Source organism: Synechococcus sp. BS56D (genome assembly GCF_004332405.1).
GTDB lineage: Bacteria > Cyanobacteriota > Cyanobacteriia > PCC-6307 > Cyanobiaceae > Synechococcus_C.
This window is the reverse complement of the sequence record NZ_PHQU01000004.1, coordinates 39,250-62,696: the sequence shown is the minus strand read 5'-3', so window position 1 is coordinate 62,696 and position 23,447 is coordinate 39,250. Positions and strand designations below refer to the sequence as shown.

Here is a 23,447-nt window from a genome sequence, read left to right as displayed (position 1 = left end):
ACCCTGCCGCGCAGCTGCGTGGGCACCGATCCTCAGCGTTACCTGGCCCATCTCCAGCTGCGCTGCCAACACACCGCCGTTGAGCAGCTGGAGCAATTGTTTTTTGTACCGGTGGCTGAACTGTTCAGCCACCATTTCGGCCTACCCCTGGCGCCCCTCACCAGCCGCGACGGCAGCCCACTGCCGGGTTGGGCGCTGCGGGAAATGGCCAGCGGAGGCGGCATTCCGGAGCACTGCGAGCAGGACTGGAATCCCCTCAACCTGATCGAAAACGGCACCCTCTGCGACGCCGCCCTGGAGCCCGCGTTTCAACTGAGCTTTCTTTACGGCGTGACCTCAGCCACGCAGGGAGGCGAGCTGCAGATCAGCGCCCCCGAGACCTGCGTGCCCCTACCCCCTGGCGAGCTGCTGTTGTTCAACGCCGGCTGCCACCGCCATCAGGTGCTGCCCACATCAGGACCCGAGCTGCGGGTGGTACTGGGAGGATTTCTGCGTCTCAATCGCAGCCACACCCGACTGCATTGCTACGTCTAACGCCACCGATCGCCAGGGTCGTTCTCTGCGAGTACCGCCTGGACGATCCCGAAAGGCCTGCAGACCTGTCCGTTCCCCTGCCACCACCCCGGCAACGCAATGGCTGGAACGACTGGAGCGCACTGTGCAACCGCATCGACCTCAGCCTGCGGGTGGCCGGGGGCGTGCTGCGAGAACCCTGGCTGGAATTCGACCATCCCTTTGAGCACCCCCCGGGTGTGTTCTTTCGCCTGGATCACCGCCAAGGAGCTCTGAGCGAAGGCGTGGCGGCTGCGCGCCAAAAGCTGATGCCCCATATCGAGCAACCTCTGTGGTGGCCCAGCAGCGACCTGGACCTGGGCATCAGTCATTGCGGATTCTTCCCCAGCAGAACAAACCACCAAAACGGGGCCATCCGCCTCAACCTCACTGGCCCCGATCAGTGGGCCTGGCTGACACGCCAGGCTCCAAACCTTTGCAGCGCCCCCTTGGAGGAACTCCTCCAGGCCTCAACGCTCTGTTGGTCCGCCACGTTTGATTGGGGAGCCGATGGCATCCAAAGACTGGGTTTCGAACTGTTCCCCGCAGGACGGCTGCAGCGGGGCAGCGCGATCGATGATCCAGTGGTGCAGACCCTGCTGCACACCCTGGATCCCTGGTGTTCGCAAGAGTCCATCACGCAATGCCAGCGACACCATCAGAACTGGCGTCAACAGCAAAGTCCGAGTCATCAGGCTGGCTTCAGCCACCTCAAATTGAGCCCTCAAAGCGACGACGCCTGGTCAATGAAGTTGTATCTGTTGAGCCATGCGCCTCGCTGACGCCACATTTGAACGCGATGGTTTCGCGCTATTGCCCCAGGTACTCGATGGCGAAGCATGCACCCACTTGCGTGCGCTCATCCCGAAAATCTTGAAGGCGGCCGAACGATGGCAGAACGCGGGTGTACCGCTCTGGTTTCTGCAGGATGACCTGCCCGAACTGACGACCCTGCTCCAGCAACCCACTCTGACCACTCGGCTTCAGAACTGCTGCGGTCTCGATGACACCCCCCTGCAGCTGCTGGCGGTGACGCTCTACAACAAACGACCCGGAGACCCTGGCACCGCCTGGCATCAGGACGCCCGTTTCATCCCTGCGGATCAGCTCGCCGCCCTCACCCTCTGGCTGCCGCTGCAGGCGATCGACGCCAGCAACGGGCCGATCCAATTCGTGCCGGGAAGTCAAAACCACTGTCTGTTATCACAACCGCAACTCGCAAGAACAGCTCCGACCGAACTGCCCCAGACCAATCCCTGCGTGGCAGCACCGATGGCCTTCGGGGATGGCACCGTGCACACGCCCTGGACCCTTCACGGCTCCAGCAGCAATCGCTCCGCTGGCCCTCGCCGCGCCCTGATCGTCAATTATCTCAGCGCCCCACTGCGACTGAATCGCCAGGCAAGTCTGCAAGGACAGTGCCATCCAGAGATCGTGAACCAACTGAGGCAGACCAACCACCAGATCCTCTCGCAGCGCCTCCAACGCCCAGAGATCCAGCCCAGCCCATCAGAATGGCTCCATGGCTAGCTCTGATCCCACCGACCCCTGCGTGCATTGCGGCTTCTGCCTGCCCACCTGCGCCAGCTATCGGGTGTTGGGCACGGAGATGGATTCGCCACGGGGGCGCATTCACACCCTTAAGGCGATTGAGGCGGGCGAACTGGAGCTCGATGCGACAGTGGCCAGCCATTTCGATAGCTGCTTGGGTTGCTTCGCCTGCGTCAGCGCCTGCCCCTCAGGGGTGCGCTACGACCAGCTCATTGAAGCGACTCGACCAAAACTGAACTCAGCCGAGCTGCGCAGTAGCTGGCAGCAAAGCTTCCGCCAGCTGCTCCTGGCGGTGCTGCCCTACCCCCGACGCCTGCGCGCCCTGCTCACCCCCCTCCGCGCCTATGCAGGCGGACCTCTGCAGGCCCTGGCCCGACGGTCCGGGCTGCCACGCCTGCTCGGGCCGCAACTGGAGGCGATGGAGGCGCTTCTGCCGCCCTTAGCCCCGGAGGGCTTCGCCGATCGCTTCCCCAAGCTGAATCAGGCTCAGGGGGAACGCCGCGGCCGCGTCGGGCTGGTGCTGGGCTGCGTGCAGCGCTGCTTTGATCCGGCCGTCAATGCGGCGACGGTGGCGGTGCTGCAGGCCAACGGCTTTGACGTCGTGATTCCAGCCGATCAGGGCTGCTGCGGTGCCGTGAGTCATCACCAGGGGCAGCTCGAGCAGACCAGGGAACTGGCCAGTGCCCTGGTGGCCCGCTTCGCTGGAGAGAAGCTAGATGCAGTGCTGGTGGCGGCCTCTGGCTGCGGCCACACCATGAAGGCCTACGGCGAGCTTCTGAACGAGGGACACAGCGGCTTTGCCTGCCCCGTGCTCGATGTGCATGAATTCCTCGCGGACCGAGGTCTTTCGGAAGCCTTCCGCGCGGCCCTGCAACCCCTGCCGATTGCGGTGGCCTATCACGACGCCTGCCACATGATTCACGGCCAGGGCATCGCCGCCCAGCCACGGGCGCTGCTGCGCGCCATCCCAGGCCTGCAACTGCACGAAGCCAGCGAAGCAGGCGTGTGCTGCGGCAGCGCCGGCATCTACAACCTGGTGCAACCGGCGGAGGCCGCCGAGCTTGGCCGGATCAAGGCCGACGATCTGAGCGGCACCGGCGCCACTGTCATCGCCAGCGCCAACATCGGCTGCAGCCTGCAGCTGCGTCGCCACCTCCAGAAGGGTGGCCCGGAGGTCATGCATCCGATGGAGTTGCTGGCCCGCGCTGCAGGCCTGAACAGCACCTATGAGAAGAGCAATCAAGAGGCTGACAAAGCCTGAACCGACGCCGACTCAGCCCGCCTCCATCAGCCGCCATGCTTCCGCCAGGGTGCTTCCGTCCCCCAGGTTTCCGGGGAAGGTCACAACCGGCAGTCCCTCCACACCAACAGCCTGAGCGCCATCGTCCAGAGGGCGCACCAGCGAGAGGCCTGGGAGCAACTGCCCCTCCAGCTGCACCGCCTCAAGCCTGAGGCCCTCCGCCAGCAGCGTGCCGGTGGTGATGCCGCCCTTGCTGATCACGTAGCCCAGCTGGGGGGCCAAGGCTGCCACCAAGCGACCCATCAGCCGCGCCAGCTCCATTCCGAAGGCCAGCCGCCGTTCAAGCGCCGCCTCCCCTGCACCGAAGCTCAACTCTCCGCGACTGGTGAACAACACCGGGGTGCGTCCCGCCGCCAGGGCTCTCTGCAGCTGTGCTCCCCACTCCCGTTCCAGATCCGCCAGCAGCAGATCAGGGCACCCCCCCTCCAGCACCCGGGCGACCCTGGCCACCGGCAACTCCACCCCAAGGCAGCCAGGCTCCTTCAAAAGCTGATGCAGCTGCTGATCCGCCAGGGGCACATGGGAGCCCACCAGCACCAACCCAGGCCGCGGCTGACCGGAGGAGGCGCGGCGACGCAAACCAGCCAGACCAGCTGCATCGAGGGGTTGAGGACCCAGGGGCCGCACGCCCCCATCAACAAGTCCGTTCAGGAGGCTGGCAGCGGAACGAAACAGAAACCGCTTGCGGCCCCGCAGCGCCTCCACCGCGGCCCCCAACGCCTCCAGTTGTTCCGGCCGCTCCCCATCCACCACCACCGCGCGGTTGCCCTCGAGGGAAGCGAGCCAGCCCACCAGCGCCTCAAAACCAGCGGAATCACCCACTGCCCTTGAACCAGCGGCCCTGCCAGCGGCGGCCTGTTCCAGCTGGGCCCGCCCCAGCCGCGCCACGGACGCGGCCTTGATCTGGCCAGCGCTCTTCTCTTCCAGCCAGGCGGCGAGATCACTGGTGCTGTAACCAAACAGGCGATCGCGAGCGAACGCCGTGGTGTGCACCGGCTCACCATGAAGACGATGCACACCATCGACAGTGGTGCGTCCACCGGGCAAGAAGGCGGGCACATGCAAGGTGGCATCGACCGGCCCCACCAGCCCCTGCCAAGCCTCCGCCAACACCTGTGGTTCCAGCACCCCGTGGCCGCGCAGGGTGGAATCTCCACGACTCACGAGTTGCACCTGATCCGCAGGGATCCCCTCCGCCGCCAGTGCCTCAGCCAGCGCCGCCACAATCTCGCGGTTGCGTGCCGCCGCCTGGGCCGCCGTCAGCGCCCGGGTATTGGCAAGAAGAAACAACAACCGCGGGCGTTGACGCAAACCACGGCGCAGACTGTCCAGGTCCCAGCGCAGCAGCAGTGGGCAGCTGTGCAGCGTCTGGGAGCCGGTGGGGTCGTCGTCGATCACCACGATGGTCATGGCACGATCATGGCCTGCACCGCTCTGCCGTCATCACTGCGTCACCGGCCCACAAACAGCTCCACTGCCCCGACTCCAAGGCGGAGCTGCAGTCGCTCGTTAGTGACTGGCACCGGGGAGGGCGCCCCTGGGTGCCCAGCGGTCTAGGCACAAGGTTGACCTGGGGGGCACCGCTGCAGACCCACGCCGCAGGGGAGCCGATCCCAACGCTCAGCACCCGGAACCTGAACCAAATCCTCGACCATGCGGTCGACGACCTGACCGTGACCGTGGAAGCGGGACTGCCCCTGGCGGCGCTGCAGGCAGCCCTGATGGAACACAACCAGTGGCTAGCGGTGGACTGGCCCTGGGGCAGGAACCCGAGCCATTCCGACGGCTCCGGCAGCATCGGCGGGCTGGTGGCTCGGGGCCTCAGCGGCGGCCTGCGCCAACGGCACATGGGCCTACGCGACCAGATCATTGGCATCGGCCTGATCCGCAGCGATGGCATCAGCGCCAACGCCGGCGGACGCGTGGTGAAAAACGTGGCCGGCTATGACCTGATGCGCCTGCTCTGCGGCAGCTGGGGCAGCCTGGCCCTGATCCACACCCTCACCCTGCGCACCCAGCCGATCCGTCCGGCCCGGGCCGAACTGCTGGTGCAGGGCGAGCTGGAGGCCCTCGAGGCCTGGCGGGCCGACGTGTTAGCCAGCACCCTGACGCCGGAGTGGATCAACTGGCGGGGTGGTCCCGACCAAGGCTGGTCAATCCGGGTGGGCATCGCCAGCGTCAGTGAGGTGGCCGTGGAGGCCCAGCTGAACCGCCTCGAAGCGCTCGCGGTGCCCCAGCGACTGAGCGCGGAACGCCACCCCTGGGCGAGCCCACTTCCAACACCGATCCATTCACAGCTGCCTGCTGAGCGAGCGGGCGCTGAGCCTGGCTGGCTGCTGCGACTAGCCCTGCCACCCGCCCGAGTGAGCGAACTCTTGGCGAGTCAAGAACTGCGCGGCCTGCGGGGTTGGAGCGGAGAGCTGGCGGCAGGAGCAGGCAGCGGTGAGCTCTGGCAGTGTGCTGAACAGCCTTCCGCCAATCAACAGCCTTCCGCCCACCATCAGGTGCAGGCGCTGCGCCGCAAGCTCAGCACTCTGGGGGGACAGCTCAGCGTTCTGCTGCAACCCGATGCCGGCAACGCGGAGCTGGCCCTGCCCGCCTGGCTCGATGCACCCTCAAAGCCACTAATCGAGGCGGTGAAGCGGGAATTCGACCCCCTGCAGCAACTCAGCCGCGGGCGGCTGCCGGGGGTGGCCCAGCCCTTCCTCAGCTGACCGAGTAGCGACAGGTGAGGGTCTGGCTCTGGCCCGGGGCCAGCTCCAGCTTGCGATCACCACTGATCAATGACTGCCGGGGCCCGGTCCAGGGCTCGAGGCACACCATCGGTCGGGGCGGCTCCGTCCAGACCACGGTGAGATCCATCGGATCCAGGTGCTGGAGCTGAAGGCGGGTGCCGGCGGCGTCATCCACGAGGGTCACCGGCCCCGCGGGACGGGTCAGGAAATCAACGCCCTCCGGCAGCCGGGCGAGCTGAGTGGCCGTCTCGGCCTCAGCCATCTCCAAATGATTGAGGCAGACCGGTGCCAGGCCCTCGAGCTGGGTCCGGCCCAGATCGGTGACATTGAAGTAAGGATGCAGGCCGAAGCTGAAGGGCATCGCCTCGCCCTCATCGCCGCAATGGTTGATCGTGGTGACGATGTCCAGGGCATCCCGCACCGGACGCACCTCCATCGCCACCAGGAACGCGAACGGATAGGCCGCCCGGGTCTCCGGGGTGTCGCTCAAGCTGAGGCGAACGCCGCTCTGATCCTCAAGCAGCTGCAGCTGCCAGGGCAGATTGCGGGCGAACCCGTGTTGCTGGAGGGTGTAGTCGCCGCTGGCCAGGGGCAACCGATCGCCAGGCAGGTTGCCGCAGATCGGGAACAGCACCGGAATGCCGCCACGGATGCTCTTGGCCGGATCGACGTAACGCTCCTGATCGAAGTAGAGCACCTCGCGGCCATTGCAACGCCACTCGCTCACGAGACCGCCACGCTCAGGGACAATCCTGAGGCGATCCCCACTGTCCGGATGCACAAACTCCCAGTGGGCGTAGGGCTCGGACTGCTGGGTGAGCGTCATGGCCATCGATTCCAGAGACCCAAGATTGGCGGGAAACTACCGACCCGCCCACGAATCACGGGTGTTCTGGCTGACATGCCCCGTGACGCGGCAGGTTCGCCAACCAATCCAGCAGAGCGGCATTGACCTGATCAGGCACCTCATCGTGGGGGCAATGCCCGGCCTCCAGCACCACCTCCGTGGTCGCCTCCGGCGCATGGCGCTGAAAACTGGCGCGGCGCCCGGCCGCGTTAATCCAGGGATCACGAATGCCCCAAAGCAGCAGCAAGGGGGCCTGCAGCTGGGCGAACAGCTCATCAAGAGGCTGACCGCGGGGAATGTCAAACACGGTGCGGAACACTCCGAAGGCACCGGGGTCAAGGGACGGCCGACGGATCGCTTCCACCAAGGCCTCATCCACATTCGTGCGGTCGATGTACACCTGATTGAGGGTGCGCCGGATCGTGGCCGGACGGCGCAGGTTCTCAAACAACAGCCGCTGCAACACGGGGCTCTTGAGCAGGGCGGAACCAATCGTCTGACGGGCGATCGCCCCCCAGCCCTGGGGAGGCTTCTGCTCATCGCTGAAAGGGCCGGCGGCATTCAGCAGCACCACCCCACCGGCCTGCTCTCCGAGGGCAGCCCCGGCCGCAAGGGCGGCAAAACCACCCAGGGAGTTGCCAGCGATCACCGTGGGACGGCCGATCCGCTCGCGGACATAGGCCACCAACTGATCGCGCCAGAGGGCACCGCCATAGGCAAGTTCCGCCGGCTTGCTGCTCCGGCCGAAGCCGAGCAAATCAAGGGCATGCACCTCATGGCGGCGAGCCAACACGGGGATGTTGTGGCGCCAGTGATCCGTCGAGGCACCGAAGCCATGCACCAGCAACAGGGCCGGCTGATCAAGGCCGGCATCAGGCTCCAGGGGGCCCTGCCGCAGGCAGTGCACAGCGTGGCCTTGAAAGCTCCAGGGGGGCAGGTCAGCGCCCTGGTTCCGATCCAAAGCAGCAGCTGGAGCAGGGGTCACCACAATCGCCCGCAAGGCCAGCGATGCTAGGCAGCATTGCCGAGGTGCGGTTCATGCAGGAGTGGAGCGGCGCCATCGGTCCCCTGGCCGATCCAGCGATCCTGAGGGGTGGCCTGTTCTGGGCCCTGGCCCTCTACGTGCCCCTGAGCGGGCCTTTGCAACGGCTGGAGGAGAGCCTGACCCAGGGCCCCCTCAACGGGCAGAGCCAGCAGATCGCTTTGGTGGTCAGCAGCCTGCTCCTGGCCCTAGCCGTGGGGCTGGTGGTGCAGTTGCTGCTGAGCTGGACCCTTGGGCCCGGATGGGGCTCCAGCCTGGCCCTGATCACGGTGGGCTGGAGCCTGTTTCTGCTGCTCGCACGACGGGAACAGGGCTGAAGCCCGCTCCACGACTCCCGATCAGACCAGGCCGACCGGATCGGCCGCGACCTCCTCGTTGACCTGATCGCCGTCATCAGGCTTGTTACCACCCAGCACCAAACGCAGCAGCACCGGTGCCAGGAAGGTGGTGCCGATCACCATCAACAGAATCGCGGCCTCGAGGGAGGGAGAGAGCAAATTGGCGCTGGTACCGAGGCCAAGGAAGATCAAACCCACTTCACCGCGGGGCATCATTCCAAGACCCACCACCAGCCGTCGGGTGGGCTTGTCACTGACGAAGGCCCAGCCGGCAACGACTTTGCCGATGATGGCCACCACCAAAAGGAAGCCGGCCACAACGAGGGCTGAACGGCTGGCGGGATCGAGGGGGTTGATCACCGACAGGTCCATACCGGCGCCCACGAGCACAAAGAAGATCGTGGCGAAGAGGGTCACGATCGGCAGCACCGCCTGCTGAATGGCGTGGTTGTGCTTTGAGCCGCTGAGGATCAGGCCGGCAGCGAAGGCCCCCAGTGCGGCCTCCAGGCCAATGGCCGTGGCAGCAAAACAGCTGAGCGAGAGGATCACAAATGAAGCCACCAAGACTTCGCCCGGGGCCTTGAGCTTGTCGATCAGCCAATCGAAGGCAGGGGCCGCCGTGCGGCTGAGGCCGATCGCTGCCACCACGAAGATCACCGCCGCAGCCACCAGCTTCACGATCGGCGCAATCGCCAAGGAGCCGCCGGTGGCGAGCGATACCACCACCGCCAGGATCACGATCCCGAGGATGTCGTCGAGCACGGCGGCACCGATCACGATTTGCCCCTCGCGGGTTTTGAGATAGCCCAGCTCGCCAAACACACTGGCCGTGATGCCGATGCTGGTGGCCGTCATTGAGGCACCGGCAAAGATCGCCGGGATGAGCTCCACATGGAAGAGCGACATCAAACCGAAGGTGCCGAGAGCGAAGGGGAGCACCACTCCGGCCACGGCCACCGTGAACGCCTGACCGCCGACGGCGACCAGCTCATCGAGCTCACTCTCCAGTCCGGTGAGAAACAGCAGGGCGTAGAGGCCGAGGGTGGCCACCGCCTGCAGGGAGGGGAAGGTCTCGTTGTAGATCTCGGGAATCGTTTCCGGCGGGATCGCCGCCAAACCGCTGATCAGCGACACAAAGCCGCTGCTGAGCTGCGCCTGGGTCTCCGGCGGCACCAGCAGATGCAGGCCGGAGGCACCGATGATCACGCCCGCCAGAAGCTCCCCGAGAATCGTGGGCAGCTGCAGCCGCACCAGCACCTCCGCCAGGGTGCGAGCGGCCACAAAGATCAGCAGAAAGCGGATCACCCCAATCAGGGTCTCGGCCACCTCCAGGTCATGACTGCTGAGCTGGGTCAGCAGCTCGGGCAGCTGGGCCAGCACTAGGGGGGGAGCCATGCAGGCATTGCTTTAAACTGTGGGGGACCTTAAGGGGAAACGTCTCAGGGCGACGCTTCCAGCGATCCATGGGGCCCAAACCGGCCCGATCTGGACCGTTCAACGGTTGGCCATGACACGTTTGCCACGACACGGTTTGCCACCACACGGTTTGCCACCACACGGTGTCGATGTGCGGTCGTTAACGACCAGGCCAAGAGGCCATGGCTACCTTCCGCGTACGCACCCTGGATCGACAGGCTCATGACCACCACGCCCTATCAGGCCTCAGCTGCGGCCGTGCAGGCGCCCATGGAGGAGGAGCTCCAGCGCCTGGACGCCTACTGGCGTGCCGCCAACTATTTGGCCGTTGGCATGATCTACCTGCAGGACAACCCGCTGCTGCGGGAGCCGCTGCGGCCCGAACACATCAAGAACCGATTGCTCGGTCACTGGGGATCCAGCCCAGGGCAAGCCTTCATCTGGACCCATGCCAACCGGCTGATCAACAAATACGACCTGGACATGATCTACATGTCCGGCCCCGGTCACGGAGCCCCGGGCGCCCGTGGTCCGGTGTACATCGACGGCAGCTACAGCGAGCGCTACCCCGACAAGTCGATGGACGAAGCGGGGCTGAAGAAGTTCTTCAAGATGTTCTCCTTCCCCGGACACATCGGCAGCCACTGCACCGCCGAGATGCCCGGCTCGATCCATGAAGGCGGTGAGCTCGGCTATGTGCTCTCCCACGCCTGCGGTTCGGTGTTCAACAACCCGGAGCTGATCACGATCGCCTGCGTCGGCGATGGAGAAGCCGAAACCGGTCCCCTGGCCACCAGCTGGCACATCAACAAGTTCCTGAACCCGATCCAGGACGGCGCCGTGCTGCCGGTGCTGCACCTGAACGGCTACAAGATCGCCAATCCCTCAATCCTCAGCCGCATCCCCCACGAGGAGCTCGAGAGCCTGCTGCGCGGTTATGGCTGGACGCCCATTTTTGTTGAAGGGTCCGACCCGATGACCATGCACCGCCAGATGGCGGTGGCGATGGAGCGGTCCGTGCTGGAGATCCGTGCGATCCGCGAGCAAGCCCGCAACAGCGGGGAGGCCTTCCGCCCTAGCTGGCCCATGATCGTGCTGCGCTCCCCCAAAGGCTGGACCGGCCCCCAGGAGATCGACGGCAAAAAAATCGAAAACTTCTGGCGCTCCCATCAGGTGCCGGTGGCAGACGTCAAGACCAACGAGAGCCACCTGCGCCTGCTCGAGGACTGGATGAAGAGCTACCGCCCCTGGGAGCTGTTCGATGACAACGGGGCCGTGCGCGAGGAAATCCGCGCCCTGGCCCCGAAAGGTGAGCGGCGGATGGGCTCCAATCCGCACACGAATGGAGGCGTCCTACGCAAGGCGCTTGTCATGCCCGACCTGCGCAACTTTGAGGTGCCTGTGCAGATGCCGGGCGCCACTGAGAAGGAGAACACCTACCCACTCGGGGAGCTGATCCGCGACCTGATCAGCCTCAATCCAGGCGGCTATCGCCTGTTCGGTCCGGACGAAACCGCCTCCAATCGCCTTCAGGCGGTGTACGGAGCCACCAAGAAAGCTTGGATGGCCGAATTCTTGCCCGAAGACCTCAACGGCAGTGAACTCGCCCGGGATGGCCAGGTGGTGGAGATGCTGTCCGAGCACACCCTGGTGGGAATGATGGATGGCTATCTGCTCACGGGCAGAAACGGCTTCTTCCACACCTATGAGGCCTTCGCCCATGTGGTCGCCTCGATGTTCAACCAGCACTGCAAGTGGCTCGAGCACTGTGAGGAGATCCCCTGGCGCGCCCCGATCGGCCCCTGGAACTGCCTGATCTCCTCCACCGTCTGGCGCCAGGACCACAACGGCTTCACCCATCAAGACCCCGGCTTTATCGATCTGGCCGGCAACAAGAAGGGCAGCATCACCCGCGTGTACCTACCTGCCGATGCCAACAGCCTGCTGGCGGTGGCCGAGAAGGCGCTGGTCGAAACCAATGTCGCCAACATCATCGTCTCCGACAAGCAGAAACACCTGCAATACCTGACCCTTGATGAAGCCCGCCGCCATGTGGCCAAGGGCGCCGGCATCTGGGAGTGGGCCTGCAATGACAACTGCAGCAATGAACCGGATGAGCCCGATGTGGTGCTCGCCTCCGCCGGCGACATCCCCACCAAAGAGTGCCTGGCGGCGATCGAAATCCTGCGGGAACGGATTCCACATCTCAAGGTCCGCTACGTGAATGTGGTCAAGCTGTTCGCCCTCGCATCACCCAAGGATCACCCCCATGGCCTCAGCGACATGGACTTCGCCAGCCTGTTCACCCCCAACAAGCCGGTGATCTTCAACTTCCACGGCTATCCCTGGCTGATTCACCGCCTCGCCTACAACCGCCCGAACCACGACAACTTCCACGTGCGTGGGTACAAGGAAAAAGGCAACATCAACACCCCTCTGGAGCTGGCCATCAGCAACCAGATCGACCGCTACAACCTGGTGATCGATGTGATCGACCGGGTCGAGAGTCTCGGCTCCCGCGCCGCCCACGTGAAGGAGCAGATGAAAGACGAGATCCAGAAGCAACGTGCCTACGCCTACGAGCACGGCACCGATGCCCCGGAGATCAACAACTGGCGCTGGAGCCTCGGCCGCTCCTCCTGCAACGCCTGAACTGCATCGCCTGAACTGCCAAGCCCCCCTTCCCCATCGTCCCAGCCATGAGCACCACACCTTCCCAACGCCTCGACCTGCGTCTGCCCACCCCCGGCTGCTACGCCGACCCGGAACGGGCAGGCCTTGACGCTGACTCGGTGTTTGACGGCATGACCGAGCACCTCTTCTTCACGCTCGGCAAGCTGGCTCCCACCGCCAGCCGCCATGACCTCTACATGGCCCTCAGCTATGCGGTGCGCGACCGGCTGATGACCCGCTATCTGGCCAGTCTGGAAGCGATCCGTGCCCAGCCGCAGAAAACCGTCGCTTACCTGTCGGCGGAATTCCTGATTGGCCCCCAGCTCAACAACAACCTCCTCAACCTCGGAATCCAAAAGGAGGCAGAGGAAGCGCTCAAACGTTTTGGCATCGAGTCGCTGCAACAGATCCTCGAGGTCGAGGAGGAGCCCGGGCTGGGCAATGGCGGCCTTGGTCGTCTTGCCGCCTGTTACATGGAATCGCTGGCCAGCCTCCAGGTGCCCGCCACCGGCTACGGCATCCGCTACGAGTTCGGCATCTTCGATCAGCTGATCCGCGACGGCTGGCAGGTGGAGGTCACCGACAAGTGGCTGAAAGGCGGTTGGCCGTGGGAGCTACCCCAGCCGGATGAGGCCTGCTTCGTGGGCTTCGGCGGCCGCACCGAGAGCTACATCGACGACAAAGGCAACTACCGCTCCCGCTGGATCCCAGCCGAGCATGCGATCGGTGTGCCCCACGACGTGCCCGTGCTGGGCTACAGGGTGAACACCTGCGATCGCCTGCGACTGTGGCGCGCCGATGCCACGGAAAGCTTCGATTTCTATGCCTTCAACATCGGCGATTACTACGGCGCCGTTGAGGAGAAAGTGGGCAGTGAAACCCTCTCCAAGGTGCTGTATCCCAATGACGGCACCGATGAGGGCCGCCGCCTGCGCCTGAAGCAGCAGCACTTCTTCGTGAGCTGCTCGCTGCAGGACATGCTGCGCAGCCTTGACCATCGCGGTCTCAACGTCGAGGACTTCCCCAACTACTGGACCGTTCAGCTCAACGACACCCATCCGGCGATCGCCGTGGCTGAGCTGATGCGCTTGCTGATCGATGACCGCCACCTGGAGTGGGAGAAGGCTTGGGACATCACCAGCCGCTCGGTCGCTTACACCAACCACACCCTGCTGCCTGAGGCGCTGGAGAAGTGGGATCTGAGCCTGTTCGCCGACCTGCTGCCCCGCCACCTGGAGCTGATCTACGAGATCAACCGCCGCTTCCTGCATCAGGTGCGCCTGCGCTTCCCTGGCAACGACACTATTCAGCGCAAGCTCTCGATCATTGACGAAGAGGGCGGCAAGGCGGTGCGCATGGCCCACCTGGCCACGATTGGCGCCCACCACGTGAATGGCGTGGCAGCTCTCCACTCCGACCTGGTGAAGAGCCAGCTGCTGCCTGAATTCGCCGAGCTGTGGCCGGAGAAATTCACCAACGTGACCAACGGCGTCACCCCCCGCCGCTGGGTGGCCCTCTCCAACCCCGAACTCTCCACCCTGCTGGACGAGCACATCGGCGAGGGTTGGATCACCGACATGGAACAGCTGCGCCGCCTGGAGGAGCGCCAGCACGACCACGGTTTCCTGGAGCACTGGGGCAACACCAAGCTCTCGGTGAAGCGCAAGCTCTCCAGCTACATCCACCGTCACACCGGTGTGCTGGTAGACCCCGCCAGCCTGTTTGACGTGCAGGTGAAGCGCATCCACGAGTACAAGCGCCAACACCTCAACGCCCTGCAGGTGATCACGCAGTACCTGCGGATCAAGAACGGCCAGGCCGATGGCATGGCCCCACGCACGGTGATCTTCGGCGGCAAGGCAGCACCGGGCTATTACATGGCCAAGCTGATCATCCGCTTCATCAACGGCATCGCCGAAACGGTGAACGCTGATCCAGACATGGATGGCCGCCTGCGGGTGGTGTTCCTGCCGGATTACAACGTGAAGCTGGGCGAGCAGGTGTATCCGGCGTCGGATCTCTCCGAGCAAATCTCCACCGCCGGCAAGGAAGCCTCCGGCACCGGCAACATGAAATTCGCCATGAACGGTGCGCTCACGATCGGCACCCTCGATGGCGCCAATGTGGAGATCCGCGAGCGGGTGGGCGGCGAAAACTTCTTCCTGTTCGGCAAGACCGTGGAGGAGATCAGTGCCCTCAAGCAATCGGGCTATCGCCCCTGGGACGTGATTCAAGGACAGCCCGAACTCGCCGAGGCGATCCGCCTGGTGGAGATCGGCCACTTCAGCAACGGAGATGGCGACCTATTCCGTCCCCTGCTCGACAACCTCACCGGCAGCGATCCCTTCTTCGTGATGGCTGATTTCGCCGACTACCTACGTGCCCAGGATGAGGTCAGCCGCGCCTGGAGTGACCGCCAGCACTGGAACCGCATGTCGCTGCTGAACACGGCCCGCTCCGGCTTCTTCTCCTCCGATCGTTCGATTCGGGAGTACTGCCAGTCGATCTGGAACGTGCAGCCGCTGAACGTTGAGATCACCTGCGACGTGCGCTGATGATGGATCTCTCCCTGGTGATCAACCTGGGGAGTTCCAGCCTCAAGGCGGCCCTGCTCGATTCGGGCGGGGCCAACATCTGGCACGAAGGCCGAAGCCTCGCCCCAGGCGAAGCACTCAAAGACGTGCTCGAGAGCTGGCTGGCGCCGGCGCTCCAGCCCCACCGTGCTGCCGTGCGGCGCATCGGCCACAGGATTGTGCATGGCGGCGAACGCTTCACCGCACCAACCCGGATCAGCACAGAGATGGAAGCGGCCCTGCAGGCGCTGATCCCGCTGGCCCCGCTGCACAATCCACCGGCACTTGAAGGGGTGGGCTGGGCTCGGGCCTGGGCGCCCGAGCTGCCCCAATGGGCCTGTTTCGACACGGCGTTCCACAGCACCCTGCCGGATGCGGCCCGCACCTACGCCCTGCCGGAACCGATACGGGCCAGAGGCTTCCGGCGTTTCGGCTTCCATGGCCTCAACCACCAGCACGTGAGCGAGTCGGTGAGCCGGCGCTGGCAGGAGCAAGGGAAGCAGCCAAGCCAGCTGCGTCTGATCAGCGCCCATCTGGGGGCCGGCGCCTCCCTGGCGGCGGTGCAAGGGGGCCGCTGCATCGACACCACCATGGGCTACACGCCCCTCGAGGGCCTGGTGATGGCCACCCGCTCCGGCAGTGTCGATCCCGGTGTGCTGCTCGAACTGATGCGCGAGGGGTACACGGCGGCAGAGCTGGCCGATCAATTGCAGAAGCAAGCAGGGCTGAAGGGCCTGTCAGGCCTGAGCGGCGACATGCGCGAGATCCGTGAACAGGCCCTGCAAGGTCATACCGGTGCGAGCCTGGCCCTGGAGGTTTTCAGGCACCGGCTGCTTCAAGAAATTGGCGCGATGGCCGCCAGCCTTGGCGGTGTGGATGTGCTCGCCCTAACGGGTGGGATCGGGGAGCACGATAGAGCCTTGCGCGACGAACTCGCACTAGCCCTGGACTGGATCCCAGGCCTGGAGATCCTGGTGGTGCCGGCCGATGAGGAAGGAATGATTGCCAGGCTCTGCGTGCGAGCCGAAACCTGACGACAATCAGCCGCGGTCGGGGAGATCCGGAGTCTGGTGCAGCAGGCGATTGAGCCGCAAACGATCGGCGTTGAGGGGATCCGGGGCGAGCTCACCAGCCAGCTCCTGGAACTTTTGCTCGATGTCGTCGGGCACGCGCACATCGAAGATGCGCTCCATCAGTGCCTCGATCGAGAAGAGGTGGGCATTGATGTTTTCCAGGTCAGCCATGGCCTGCTGGATCGCATCGGTCGGCTCTTCGCTGCCACCGACAGGAGTGGCATGGGCCTGGGCCTCTGACGCCCGGGAACCGTGCTGCTTCTGGAGATCTTCGAGTACGCGCCCCGAAAGGGTCCGGAAGGCCTGCAGCGCTGCCCAGCTGAGCTCCTGCTGCTGTCGCAGGGTCGGGCATTCGCGGATCAAACGGTCATGCTCCCGGTAGAAGCGTTGACAATCAGGGCATTGACAGGGCTCTTCAGGCACCGCAGACCCTCGAGATCAACGTCCACTATGGCACCTGATCAAGCTGCCAGGGGAGGTTCTCCCGAAAGTCCGCCGTCGTCGTCTCCGTAGCGACCATCAGCGTCTCCCTCCTCGCTGGCACCGGGAAGCGGGATCTCAATCGAGCTCACCACCTGAATCACGTCGCGGAGGCGCATGGAGTCGGCGAACCAGCCCATCGCCTGCTCTGTATCGCCCCGGCGCTCGGCATCACTGGCCTGGTCCTCGTGGGCTTCGGCCAGGAGGGCAAGCCAGCAGAGGCAACGGGCCTGCACCACCGAAAGATCAAGGTCGGTGGGCTGGGAGTCGGCGATGCGCTCGCTTTCCTGCTGCACGAGGAGCCTCAGGCGCAGATCGTGAAGCTGGGTCATGGCACCGTGTTCACTACGGCAACGCTAGCGGGAGTGTGGCGTCTGGCTAGTGCACCAAATGTAGTGGCGGCTACCGGAGCAGTGATCGAGCTCACGGGGCTGGCGGGACTCGAACCCACGACCTACGGTTTAGGAAACCGTCGCTCTATCCGGCTGAGCTACAGCCCCATTACCAGCCATTATGGGGTTTGAAAGCAGGCGAGGTGGTCGCGATCGAGCCGTCGGCCCAAGGGTTGACGGGCTCGGTTGAGGAAAGTCCGGGCTCCCCGATGGCCAGGCTTGCTGGGTAACGCCCAGTGCGGGTGACCGTGAGGAGAGTGCCACAGAAACACACCGCCGATGGCCCCATGGGGTTCCGCCCCGGGCACAGGCAAGGGTGCAAAGGTGCGGTAAGAGCGCACCAGCAGCATCGAGAGGTGCTGGCTCGGTAAACCCCGGCCGGGAGCAAGGCCCAGGAACGATGGTTGGCCATCTGCCCCGTTCCGCCAACAGCGTGCCGCTCGAGGTCGTCGGCAACGGCGATCCCAGATAGATGACCGCCCCCCTCCCTCGGGAGGGAGAACAGAACCCGGCTTATGTCCTGCTTTCACCCCATTCGGCCCCGAGGCAGCCTGTTCATCGGGGACAAGCTGCTGATCGCACACTGAACCCTTTCGCTCAACAGGTCTTGCCATGGGCAGCTCAGATCGCCAACAGCAGCTTCAGGCGTTCTGGACTCAACTGCTGCCGGCGAACTCCCCACTGCCAATCGAGGCGCTGGCCCTGCTTGATGAGGCCCTCACCCATACCTCAAGCGGTGTGACGCCCCACCATGAGCAGCTGGAGTTTCTCGGTGATGCCGTGTTGCGCCTGGCGGCCAGTGAATTCATTGCTGCGGCCTATCCGCAGATGCCAGTGGGGGAGCGCTCCAGCCTGCGGGCCCAGCTGGTGAGTGACCGCTGGCTGGCGGAGCTGGGGGAGACGCTCGGTATCGAGCGTTGGTGGCGCATCGGCCCAAAGGCGAGCGGTGATCCCACCGCTGCAGCCACGCTGCAGGCGGAACTGAGCGAAGCACTCATTGGTGCAATGTTCAAGATTGCCGGACTGCAGTCGGTCCAAGCCTGGCTGACGCCCCATTGGCAAAGGAGTGCCGAGGCGGTGCTCGCCGACCCCCATCGCGGCAACAGCAAATCCGCCCTGCAGGAGTGGAGCCAAGGCCAGGGGCTGGGACTCCCCCAATACAGCTGCCGGGAGGTAAGTCACCGCCATGGCGATCCCCGTCGCTTCCATTGCTCAGTGACCCTGCCAACGGACCTCAGTGCCGAGGGCTGGGGAGGCTCCAGACGCGAAGCAGAACAGCAGGCTGCGGCTTCACTGCTGGATCAGCTGGTCAGCTGTTGAGCCCCTTCGGCAGACGTGCACCGCACTGATCGCAATGGGCTGCCCGCGGGCGATGGCCACTGCGGCCACAGCTGACGCAGTCGCGCTGGTCCTCCCGGGCCTGATTGATCGTTTCCACGGTGACGATGCCGGTGGGGATGGCGATGATCCCGAAGCCGAGCAGCATCACCACCGCCGCCAGCACCCGGCCCAGAACCGTCTGGGGCACGAAATCGCCATACCCGACTGTGGTCATGGTCACAATCGCCCAGTAGACCCCCTGGCCCACGGTCTGGAACTGGGTGTTGGGATGACCGCTCTCGATCACCACCATCAGATACCCCAGCACCACCTGGGTGAGCACAACGAAGAACAGGAAGACGCCGATGCGACGGGCACTGGCACGCAAGGCATGGCCGAGCAGCTGGGCCTCATCGAGAAAGCGCAGCAACTTGAACACGCGCAGCACCCGGCCGAACTTGAAGATCCAGAGGATCAGTCCACTGCTGATCTGGGGCACAAAGAAAAACAGCACCGCCGAGAGGTCGATCAGGCCGTAGAAGCTGCGCAGGTAGGTGATGGGCTTGGGGCTGACCCAAAGATGCAGGGCGAAATCCGCCACAAACACCAACAGACAGCCCCGCTCAAGACCAGTGACCCAGCCTGGTATTTCCCCGGCGCTGGCAAAGCGCATCGGATGGGGCTCCACCATCAGGCCAGCCACGCTCGCCAGGATCGTGCCGAAAATGATCAGGTTGTAGAGACGGCCGGCGCGGGTATCGGAGTCGAGAACGACCCGCCGCAACCGTTGACGCAAACCGCCTGCCATGCCACTCAGGCCGCCTGCAGATCGCGGAGGCGCAGGGTCACGAGCTTGTCCCAGTTGCCGCCTTCAAACAAGACAGCGGCCCGGTCACCACTGATGCGCTGCACGAATCCGGTGTAGCCGTTGTAAATCGAGGTGGCATCCACCACCTTCACCGTGGCGCCGGGGAGGATCGGAGCGGCGGAGGCCATGGATGCGGTCGTCAGTCGTGGGTGCATTCTGGCGCAGGGGGCCACGACTCAGCCCCGAGGCATGATCAGAGCATCCCCTCAGCGCCTGCCTGTGGCCCCAGCCCCTCAGCCCCCGCCCGCTGAAGCCCCGCAGGCCGATGACTGGTTGCCGGTGGGACAGGTCGTGGGCGTTCAGGGGTTGCGGGGCGAGCTGCGGGTGAATCCAGCCAGCGACTTTCCTGAGCGTTTCACGGTGCCGGGGACCCGCTGGTTGCGAGGACGCAACGGCGCCGTGAAGGGGATTGAGCTGATGGCAGGCCGCCAGCTGCCGGGCAAGAGCCTGTTTGTGGTGCGCTTCGAGGGCATCAACGACCGCACGGCTGCCGAGGCACTGGTAGGTCAGACCCTGCTGGTGCGCGCCGATGACCGGCCTGATCTCGCCGATGGTGAATTTCACCTGCTGGATCTGGTGGGCCTGGAGGTGCGAGTGAATGCCGATGGCGAGACCGGCAGTGCGGCTGTCGGAAGTGGGGCTGTCGGAAGCGAGGTGATCGGCACCGTGACCGATCTGATCAGCGGCGGCAATGACCTGCTTGAAGTGGAGCTTCGCGATGGAGGGCGCCGGGTGTTGATCCCCTTCGTCGAGACGATCGTTCCAGAGGTGCACCTGGAGGAGGGCTGGCTGCTGCTGACTCCTCCCCCCGGGCTCCTGGAGCTCTAGACACCAACTCAAAAAGCTGACAGGCCCTGGGGTCCTGCGCGACACTGGCGCCAATCACGGTCGAGCGAACGGTGACCACCCCTCTGATCCCGGTGATCCTCTGCGGCGGCACGGGCACCCGCCTCTGGCCGCTCTCCCGCGCCAGCTATCCCAAGCAGTACTGGCCCCTGGGGGGCCGTGGTGATGAAACGCTGCTGCAACAAACCCAGCAACGGCTGGAGGGTCTGGCAGGGCTGGGAGCGCCGCTGCTGATCTGTAACGACGACCATCGCTTCATCGTGGCCGAGCAGATGCGTCAGATCGACGTGGAACCGGGCGCGATCCTGCTGGAGCCCATGGGCCGTAACACCGCTCCAGCCGTGGCGGTCGCTGCCCTGCAGGCCACAGCCCGCGGCGATGACCCCCTGCTGCTGGTGCTGGCAGCCGACCACGTGATCCGCGACGCCGCCCACTTCCGCACGGCGATCGAAGCCGGACGCAGCGCCGCCGAAGCCGGACGACTGGTGACCTTCGGCATCGTTCCCACCGCACCGGAGACGGGCTACGGCTACATCGAAGCGTCCGAACCGCTGCAGCCTGGGGCCCTCACCCCCGTGCCGATCGCCCGCTTTGTGGAGAAGCCCGACCGCGCCACGGCTGAGCAGTTCCTGGCCAGTGGACGCTTCACCTGGAACAGCGGCATGTTCCTGTTCAAAGCCAGCGCCATGCTGGCGGAGCTGGAGCGACTGGCACCGGAGGTGGTGAGCTGCTGCCGCGCCGCCCTGGAGCAGGACATGGCCGATCTCGACTTCCTGCGCCTCGAGCGGGAGGCCTTCGCCAAGTGCCCCAACGTGGCCATCGATGTGGCGGTGATGGAAAAAACAGCGCTTGGGTCTGTGCTGCCCCTGGCAGCGGGCTGGAGCGATGTGGGCAGCTGGAGCGCCCTTTGGGACACCGCCGATCGCGATGACAACGGCAACGTTCTACGCGGACGCGTGATCAGCGAGGGCAGTCGCAACTGCTACCTGCGCAGCGAACACCGCCTCGTGGTGGGGCTGGGGGTGGAGAACCTGGTGGTGGTCGAAACCGACGACGCCGTGCTGATCGCCGATCGCAGCCAAGCGCAGAACGTGAAAACGATCGTGAAGCAGCTGGAGGCCGACGGCAGCCCGGAGGGCAAGGCCCACCGCAAGATCTATCGGCCTTGGGGCTCCTACACCGGAGTGGTGGAGGACCATCGCTGGCAGGTGAAACGGATCTCCGTGAAGCCCGGCGCCAGCCTCTCGCTGCAGATGCACCACCACAGAGCCGAGCATTGGGTGGTGGTCAAAGGCACCGCCCTAGTGGAACGGGATGGCAACCAGCAGCTGATCGGTGAAAACCAAAGCACCTACATCCCGATGGGCTGCAAGCACCGGTTGAGCAACCCTGGCCGCATCCCGGTGGAGATGATCGAAGTGCAGAGCGGCGAGTATCTCGGCGAAGACGACATCGTGCGTTTCGATGACATCTACGGCCGCAGTGATACGACTGCGGCTGCCGTCAGCCAGGCCACACTCACTCAACCGTGACGCTTTTGGCCAGGTTGCGGGGTTGATCCACATCCAGGCCCCGATGGGCTGCGATGTGGTAGCTCAGCAGCTGCATGGGCACCACCGTGAGCAGGGGGCTGATCCACTCGCTCACCTCCGGCACCGCAAGCAATGCGTCAAACAACGCCGTGTCGGGGCCTTCAGGCGCCACACCAATCAGCTGGGCATCCCGGGCCTTCGCCTCCTGGGCATTACTGAGCACTTTCTCGAAGACCACCCCCGGCATGGCGATCGAGACCACCGGCACGCGGGCATCGAGCAGAGCGATCGGACCATGCTTCATCTCACCCGCGGGGTAGCCCTCAGCGTGGATGTAGCTGATCTCCTTGAGCTTCAAGGCCCCCTCCAGCGCAATCGGATAGTTGATGCCACGACCGAGGAAGATCACGTCCTGGGTCTCGGCGAAGCGATGGGCGAGCGCTTCAGACTCACGGTCGTGCCGCTCCACAAGAGCCTGCAGCTGGCTGGGCAGCTGCCTCAGCTCTTCCACCAGAGCCTGGAGCTCAAAGCCTGAGCGACTGCCGCGCCGGGCCGCAAAGGCGAGGGCAAGGGCATAAAAGGCCAGCAACTGGCCCAGGAAGGTTTTGGTGGCTGCCACACCCACCTCAATGCCGGCACCGATATCGAGAATGTGCTCCACCTGACGGGCCAGGGAACTCTCTGGCCGATTGGTGATCCCCAACTGCCGCGGGGCGAAACTGATGTCGCCATGGGCCCTGCGGCGCTCCGCTTCCATGGCCAGGGCAGCAAGAGTGTCGGCGGTTTCGCCTGACTGGGTCACACCGATGGTGAGCGTGTGAGGCGCCAACGGCGGCGGTGCGTAACGGAATTCGCTGGCATAAAACACGCTGGTGGGCAGTCCAGCGAACTGCTCCAAGAGGTAAGCGCCCACCAAAGCCGCATGGCGACTGGTGCCACAGGCCAAGATCTGCACCCGCTCAATGCCGCTGTAAAACGACTCCTCAAAGGGGAGCGCCACCGGGTTCGTCTCTGTCAGACCACTGGGCAGATGGCGGGCCACCCACAATTCGGCGGTTTCCGGTTGCTCATGGATCTCCTTGAGCATGAAATGACGGAAATGGCGCTTGTCGGCCACGTGATCTGAACCACTCAGCAGCGTTGGTGAGCGCTGCTGCCGTTGCCCGTCGGCGTCATAGAGCTCAATTCCCAAGGGGCTGAGCAGGGCCACCTCCCCATCCTCCATCGGCAGGATCGTGCGCGTGATCCCCGCCAGCGCAGGGGTGTCGCTGGCGCAGACAAACTCCCCCTCCCCGAGACCGATCAACAGCGGCGCTGCCTTGCGGGCCACCACCAGGGCACCCGGGACGTCGGCCCACACCACCGCCAGGGCGTAAGCGCCATGCAACCGCGGCAGCACGGCCTGCACTGCTTCCAACAGCAGCGCGCCATCAGCGGAGCGGCCAGCGGCCTTGAAACTCGCCAGCTGGGCACTGATCAGATGCGGAATCACCTCCGTATCGGTCTCCGATTGGAAGTGCACTCCGGAAGCCGTGAGCTCCTCGCGCAGGCTGCGGTGGTTTTCGATGATGCCGTTCTGCACCACGGCAACCCGACCACTGCCATCGCTGTGGGGATGAGCGTTGTGCTCCTCGGGTTTGCCGTGGGTAGCCCACCGGGTGTGACCAATCCCACAGAGCCCGGGGGCGCCGTTGGCCTCCACCTTGGCGGTGAGATGGACCAGCTTCCCCTTCGCCCTCAAGCAATGCAACGCTCCGTTCTCAACGGTGGCGATTCCGGCGGAGTCGTAGCCGCGATATTCCAACTGACGCAATCCCTCGAGCAGCAGGGGAGCTGCCTCACGCGAGCCGATCACCGCAACGATTCCGCACATATAAAAAAAGCCCGGCAATTGCCGGGCTGAGCTTAT

At 64.8% G+C, this 23,447-nt stretch carries 21 protein-coding genes, 1 tRNA gene and 1 other RNA gene; 13 read left to right on the top strand and 10 right to left on the bottom strand.

Annotated features, from left to right (window positions below; translation table 11 throughout):
• Positions 1–18 precede the first annotated feature (18 nt).
• Genes CWE17_RS06985 through CWE17_RS06970 form a run of 4 tightly spaced genes read left to right on the top strand, consistent with a single transcriptional unit; the run spans position 19 to position 3,364 of the window.
• Positions 19–534: a 2OG-Fe(II) oxygenase gene (locus CWE17_RS06985; RefSeq protein WP_240789297.1), complete on the top strand. Its 516-nt coding sequence runs from the start codon at positions 19–21 to the stop codon at positions 532–534.
• Positions 522–1,334 (top strand): hypothetical protein, encoded by an 813-nt coding sequence (locus CWE17_RS06980; protein WP_131455687.1) that lies wholly within the window; start codon positions 522–524, stop codon positions 1,332–1,334. The genes CWE17_RS06985 and CWE17_RS06980 overlap by 13 nt, the downstream gene beginning before the upstream one ends.
• The gene (locus CWE17_RS06975) at positions 1,321–2,082 is read left to right on the top strand and encodes a phytanoyl-CoA dioxygenase family protein (protein ID WP_131455685.1); all 762 of its coding nucleotides are present in this window, start codon (positions 1,321–1,323) and stop codon (positions 2,080–2,082) included. The genes CWE17_RS06980 and CWE17_RS06975 overlap by 14 nt, the downstream gene beginning before the upstream one ends.
• Complete coding sequence (locus CWE17_RS06970) at positions 2,075–3,364, top strand: (Fe-S)-binding protein (RefSeq protein WP_131455683.1); 1,290 nt, start codon at positions 2,075–2,077, stop codon at positions 3,362–3,364. The genes CWE17_RS06975 and CWE17_RS06970 overlap by 8 nt, the downstream gene beginning before the upstream one ends.
• 12 nt (positions 3,365–3,376) lie before the next feature.
• Here the strand turns inward: CWE17_RS06970 and CWE17_RS06965 are convergent, their stop codons facing one another.
• A complete protein-coding gene (locus CWE17_RS06965) occupies positions 3,377–4,813 on the bottom strand; it encodes a four-carbon acid sugar kinase family protein (protein ID WP_131455681.1) in 1,437 nt (478 codons plus the stop codon).
• 32 nt (positions 4,814–4,845) lie between these two features.
• On the opposite strand from CWE17_RS06965, the gene CWE17_RS06960 reads away from it, so the two are divergent.
• On the top strand, positions 4,846–6,117 hold the full coding sequence (locus CWE17_RS06960) for an FAD-binding oxidoreductase (protein WP_131455978.1): 1,272 nt from the start codon (positions 4,846–4,848) through the stop codon (positions 6,115–6,117).
• On the opposite strand, the gene CWE17_RS06955 is transcribed toward CWE17_RS06960, so the two are convergent.
• On the bottom strand, positions 6,110–6,970 hold the full coding sequence (locus CWE17_RS06955) for a galactose mutarotase (protein ID WP_131455680.1): 861 nt from the start codon (positions 6,968–6,970) through the stop codon (positions 6,110–6,112). The genes CWE17_RS06960 and CWE17_RS06955 overlap by 8 nt on opposite strands.
• Positions 6,971–7,019: 49 nt before the next feature.
• A complete protein-coding gene (locus CWE17_RS06950; RefSeq protein WP_370318284.1) occupies positions 7,020–7,970 on the bottom strand; it encodes an alpha/beta fold hydrolase in 951 nt (316 codons plus the stop codon).
• Positions 7,971–7,993: 23 nt separating this feature from the next.
• On the opposite strand from CWE17_RS06950, the gene CWE17_RS06945 reads away from it, so the two are divergent.
• Complete coding sequence (locus CWE17_RS06945) at positions 7,994–8,344, top strand: hypothetical protein (protein WP_240789296.1); 351 nt, start codon at positions 7,994–7,996, stop codon at positions 8,342–8,344.
• 21 nt (positions 8,345–8,365) lie between these two features.
• On the opposite strand, the gene CWE17_RS06940 is transcribed toward CWE17_RS06945, so the two are convergent.
• Entirely contained in the window at positions 8,366–9,760 is a 1,395-nt protein-coding gene (locus CWE17_RS06940) for a cation:proton antiporter (RefSeq protein WP_131455678.1), read from the bottom strand.
• 243 nt (positions 9,761–10,003) lie between these two features.
• Here CWE17_RS06940 and CWE17_RS06935 point away from each other — a divergent pair, with 243 nt between their 5' ends.
• Genes CWE17_RS06935 through CWE17_RS06925 form a run of 3 tightly spaced genes read left to right on the top strand, consistent with a single transcriptional unit; the run spans position 10,004 to position 16,061 of the window.
• A complete protein-coding gene (locus tag CWE17_RS06935) occupies positions 10,004–12,433 on the top strand; it encodes a phosphoketolase (RefSeq protein ID WP_131455677.1) in 2,430 nt (809 codons plus the stop codon).
• Between the two features lie 47 nt (positions 12,434–12,480).
• Positions 12,481–15,009 carry a glycogen/starch/alpha-glucan phosphorylase gene (locus tag CWE17_RS06930; RefSeq protein WP_131455675.1) on the top strand — a complete coding sequence of 843 codons (2,529 nt, stop codon included), beginning with the start codon at positions 12,481–12,483 and terminating at the stop codon, positions 15,007–15,009.
• Complete coding sequence (locus tag CWE17_RS06925; protein WP_131455674.1) at positions 15,009–16,061, top strand: acetate/propionate family kinase; 1,053 nt, start codon at positions 15,009–15,011, stop codon at positions 16,059–16,061. Before CWE17_RS06930 ends, CWE17_RS06925 begins: the two co-directional genes overlap by 1 nt.
• Before the next feature lie 6 nt (positions 16,062–16,067).
• Here CWE17_RS06925 and CWE17_RS06920 read toward each other — a convergent pair whose 3' ends face one another.
• The 3 genes from CWE17_RS06920 to CWE17_RS06910 form a co-directional block, all read right to left on the bottom strand.
• Positions 16,068–16,523, bottom strand: a complete 456-nt coding sequence (locus CWE17_RS06920) for a hypothetical protein (protein WP_131455672.1) — start codon at positions 16,521–16,523, stop codon at positions 16,068–16,070.
• Between the two features lie 38 nt (positions 16,524–16,561).
• Positions 16,562–16,912 carry a hypothetical protein gene (locus CWE17_RS06915; protein ID WP_131455671.1) on the bottom strand — a complete coding sequence of 117 codons (351 nt, stop codon included), beginning with the start codon at positions 16,910–16,912 and terminating at the stop codon, positions 16,562–16,564.
• Between the two features lie 94 nt (positions 16,913–17,006).
• Positions 17,007–17,080, bottom strand: a tRNA-Arg gene (locus tag CWE17_RS06910).
• Between the two features lie 22 nt (positions 17,081–17,102).
• Here CWE17_RS06910 and rnpB point away from each other — a divergent pair.
• Positions 17,103–17,504: RNase P RNA component class A (rnpB, locus tag CWE17_RS06905), an RNA gene on the top strand.
• A gap of 80 nt (positions 17,505–17,584) precedes the next feature.
• Positions 17,585–18,292, top strand: a complete 708-nt coding sequence (locus tag CWE17_RS06900) for a ribonuclease III family protein (protein ID WP_131455669.1) — start codon at positions 17,585–17,587, stop codon at positions 18,290–18,292.
• Here CWE17_RS06900 and CWE17_RS06895 read toward each other — a convergent pair.
• Positions 18,282–19,100 carry an ion transporter gene (locus tag CWE17_RS06895; protein ID WP_131455667.1) on the bottom strand — a complete coding sequence of 273 codons (819 nt, stop codon included), beginning with the start codon at positions 19,098–19,100 and terminating at the stop codon, positions 18,282–18,284. The two genes, CWE17_RS06900 and CWE17_RS06895, sit on opposite strands and share 11 nt — an antisense overlap.
• A 5-nt stretch (positions 19,101–19,105) precedes the next feature.
• On the bottom strand, positions 19,106–19,288 hold the full coding sequence (locus tag CWE17_RS06890) for an NAD(P)H dehydrogenase subunit NdhS (protein ID WP_131455665.1): 183 nt from the start codon (positions 19,286–19,288) through the stop codon (positions 19,106–19,108).
• Positions 19,289–19,349: 61 nt separating this feature from the next.
• Between CWE17_RS06890 and rimM the strand changes: the two genes are divergently transcribed.
• Both rimM and CWE17_RS06880 read left to right on the top strand, forming a co-directional pair.
• Positions 19,350–19,988: a ribosome maturation factor RimM gene (gene rimM / locus CWE17_RS06885; RefSeq protein WP_131455664.1), complete on the top strand. Its 639-nt coding sequence runs from the start codon at positions 19,350–19,352 to the stop codon at positions 19,986–19,988.
• A 71-nt stretch (positions 19,989–20,059) separates the two neighbouring features.
• Positions 20,060–21,538, top strand: a complete 1,479-nt coding sequence (locus CWE17_RS06880) for a mannose-1-phosphate guanylyltransferase/mannose-6-phosphate isomerase (RefSeq protein ID WP_131455662.1) — start codon at positions 20,060–20,062, stop codon at positions 21,536–21,538.
• On the opposite strand, the gene glmS is transcribed toward CWE17_RS06880, so the two are convergent.
• Positions 21,525–23,411, bottom strand: coding sequence for a glutamine--fructose-6-phosphate transaminase (isomerizing) (glmS, locus tag CWE17_RS06875; protein ID WP_131455660.1), 1,887 nt, complete (start codon positions 23,409–23,411; stop codon positions 21,525–21,527). The genes CWE17_RS06880 and glmS overlap by 14 nt on opposite strands.
• Positions 23,412–23,447 lie beyond the last annotated feature (36 nt).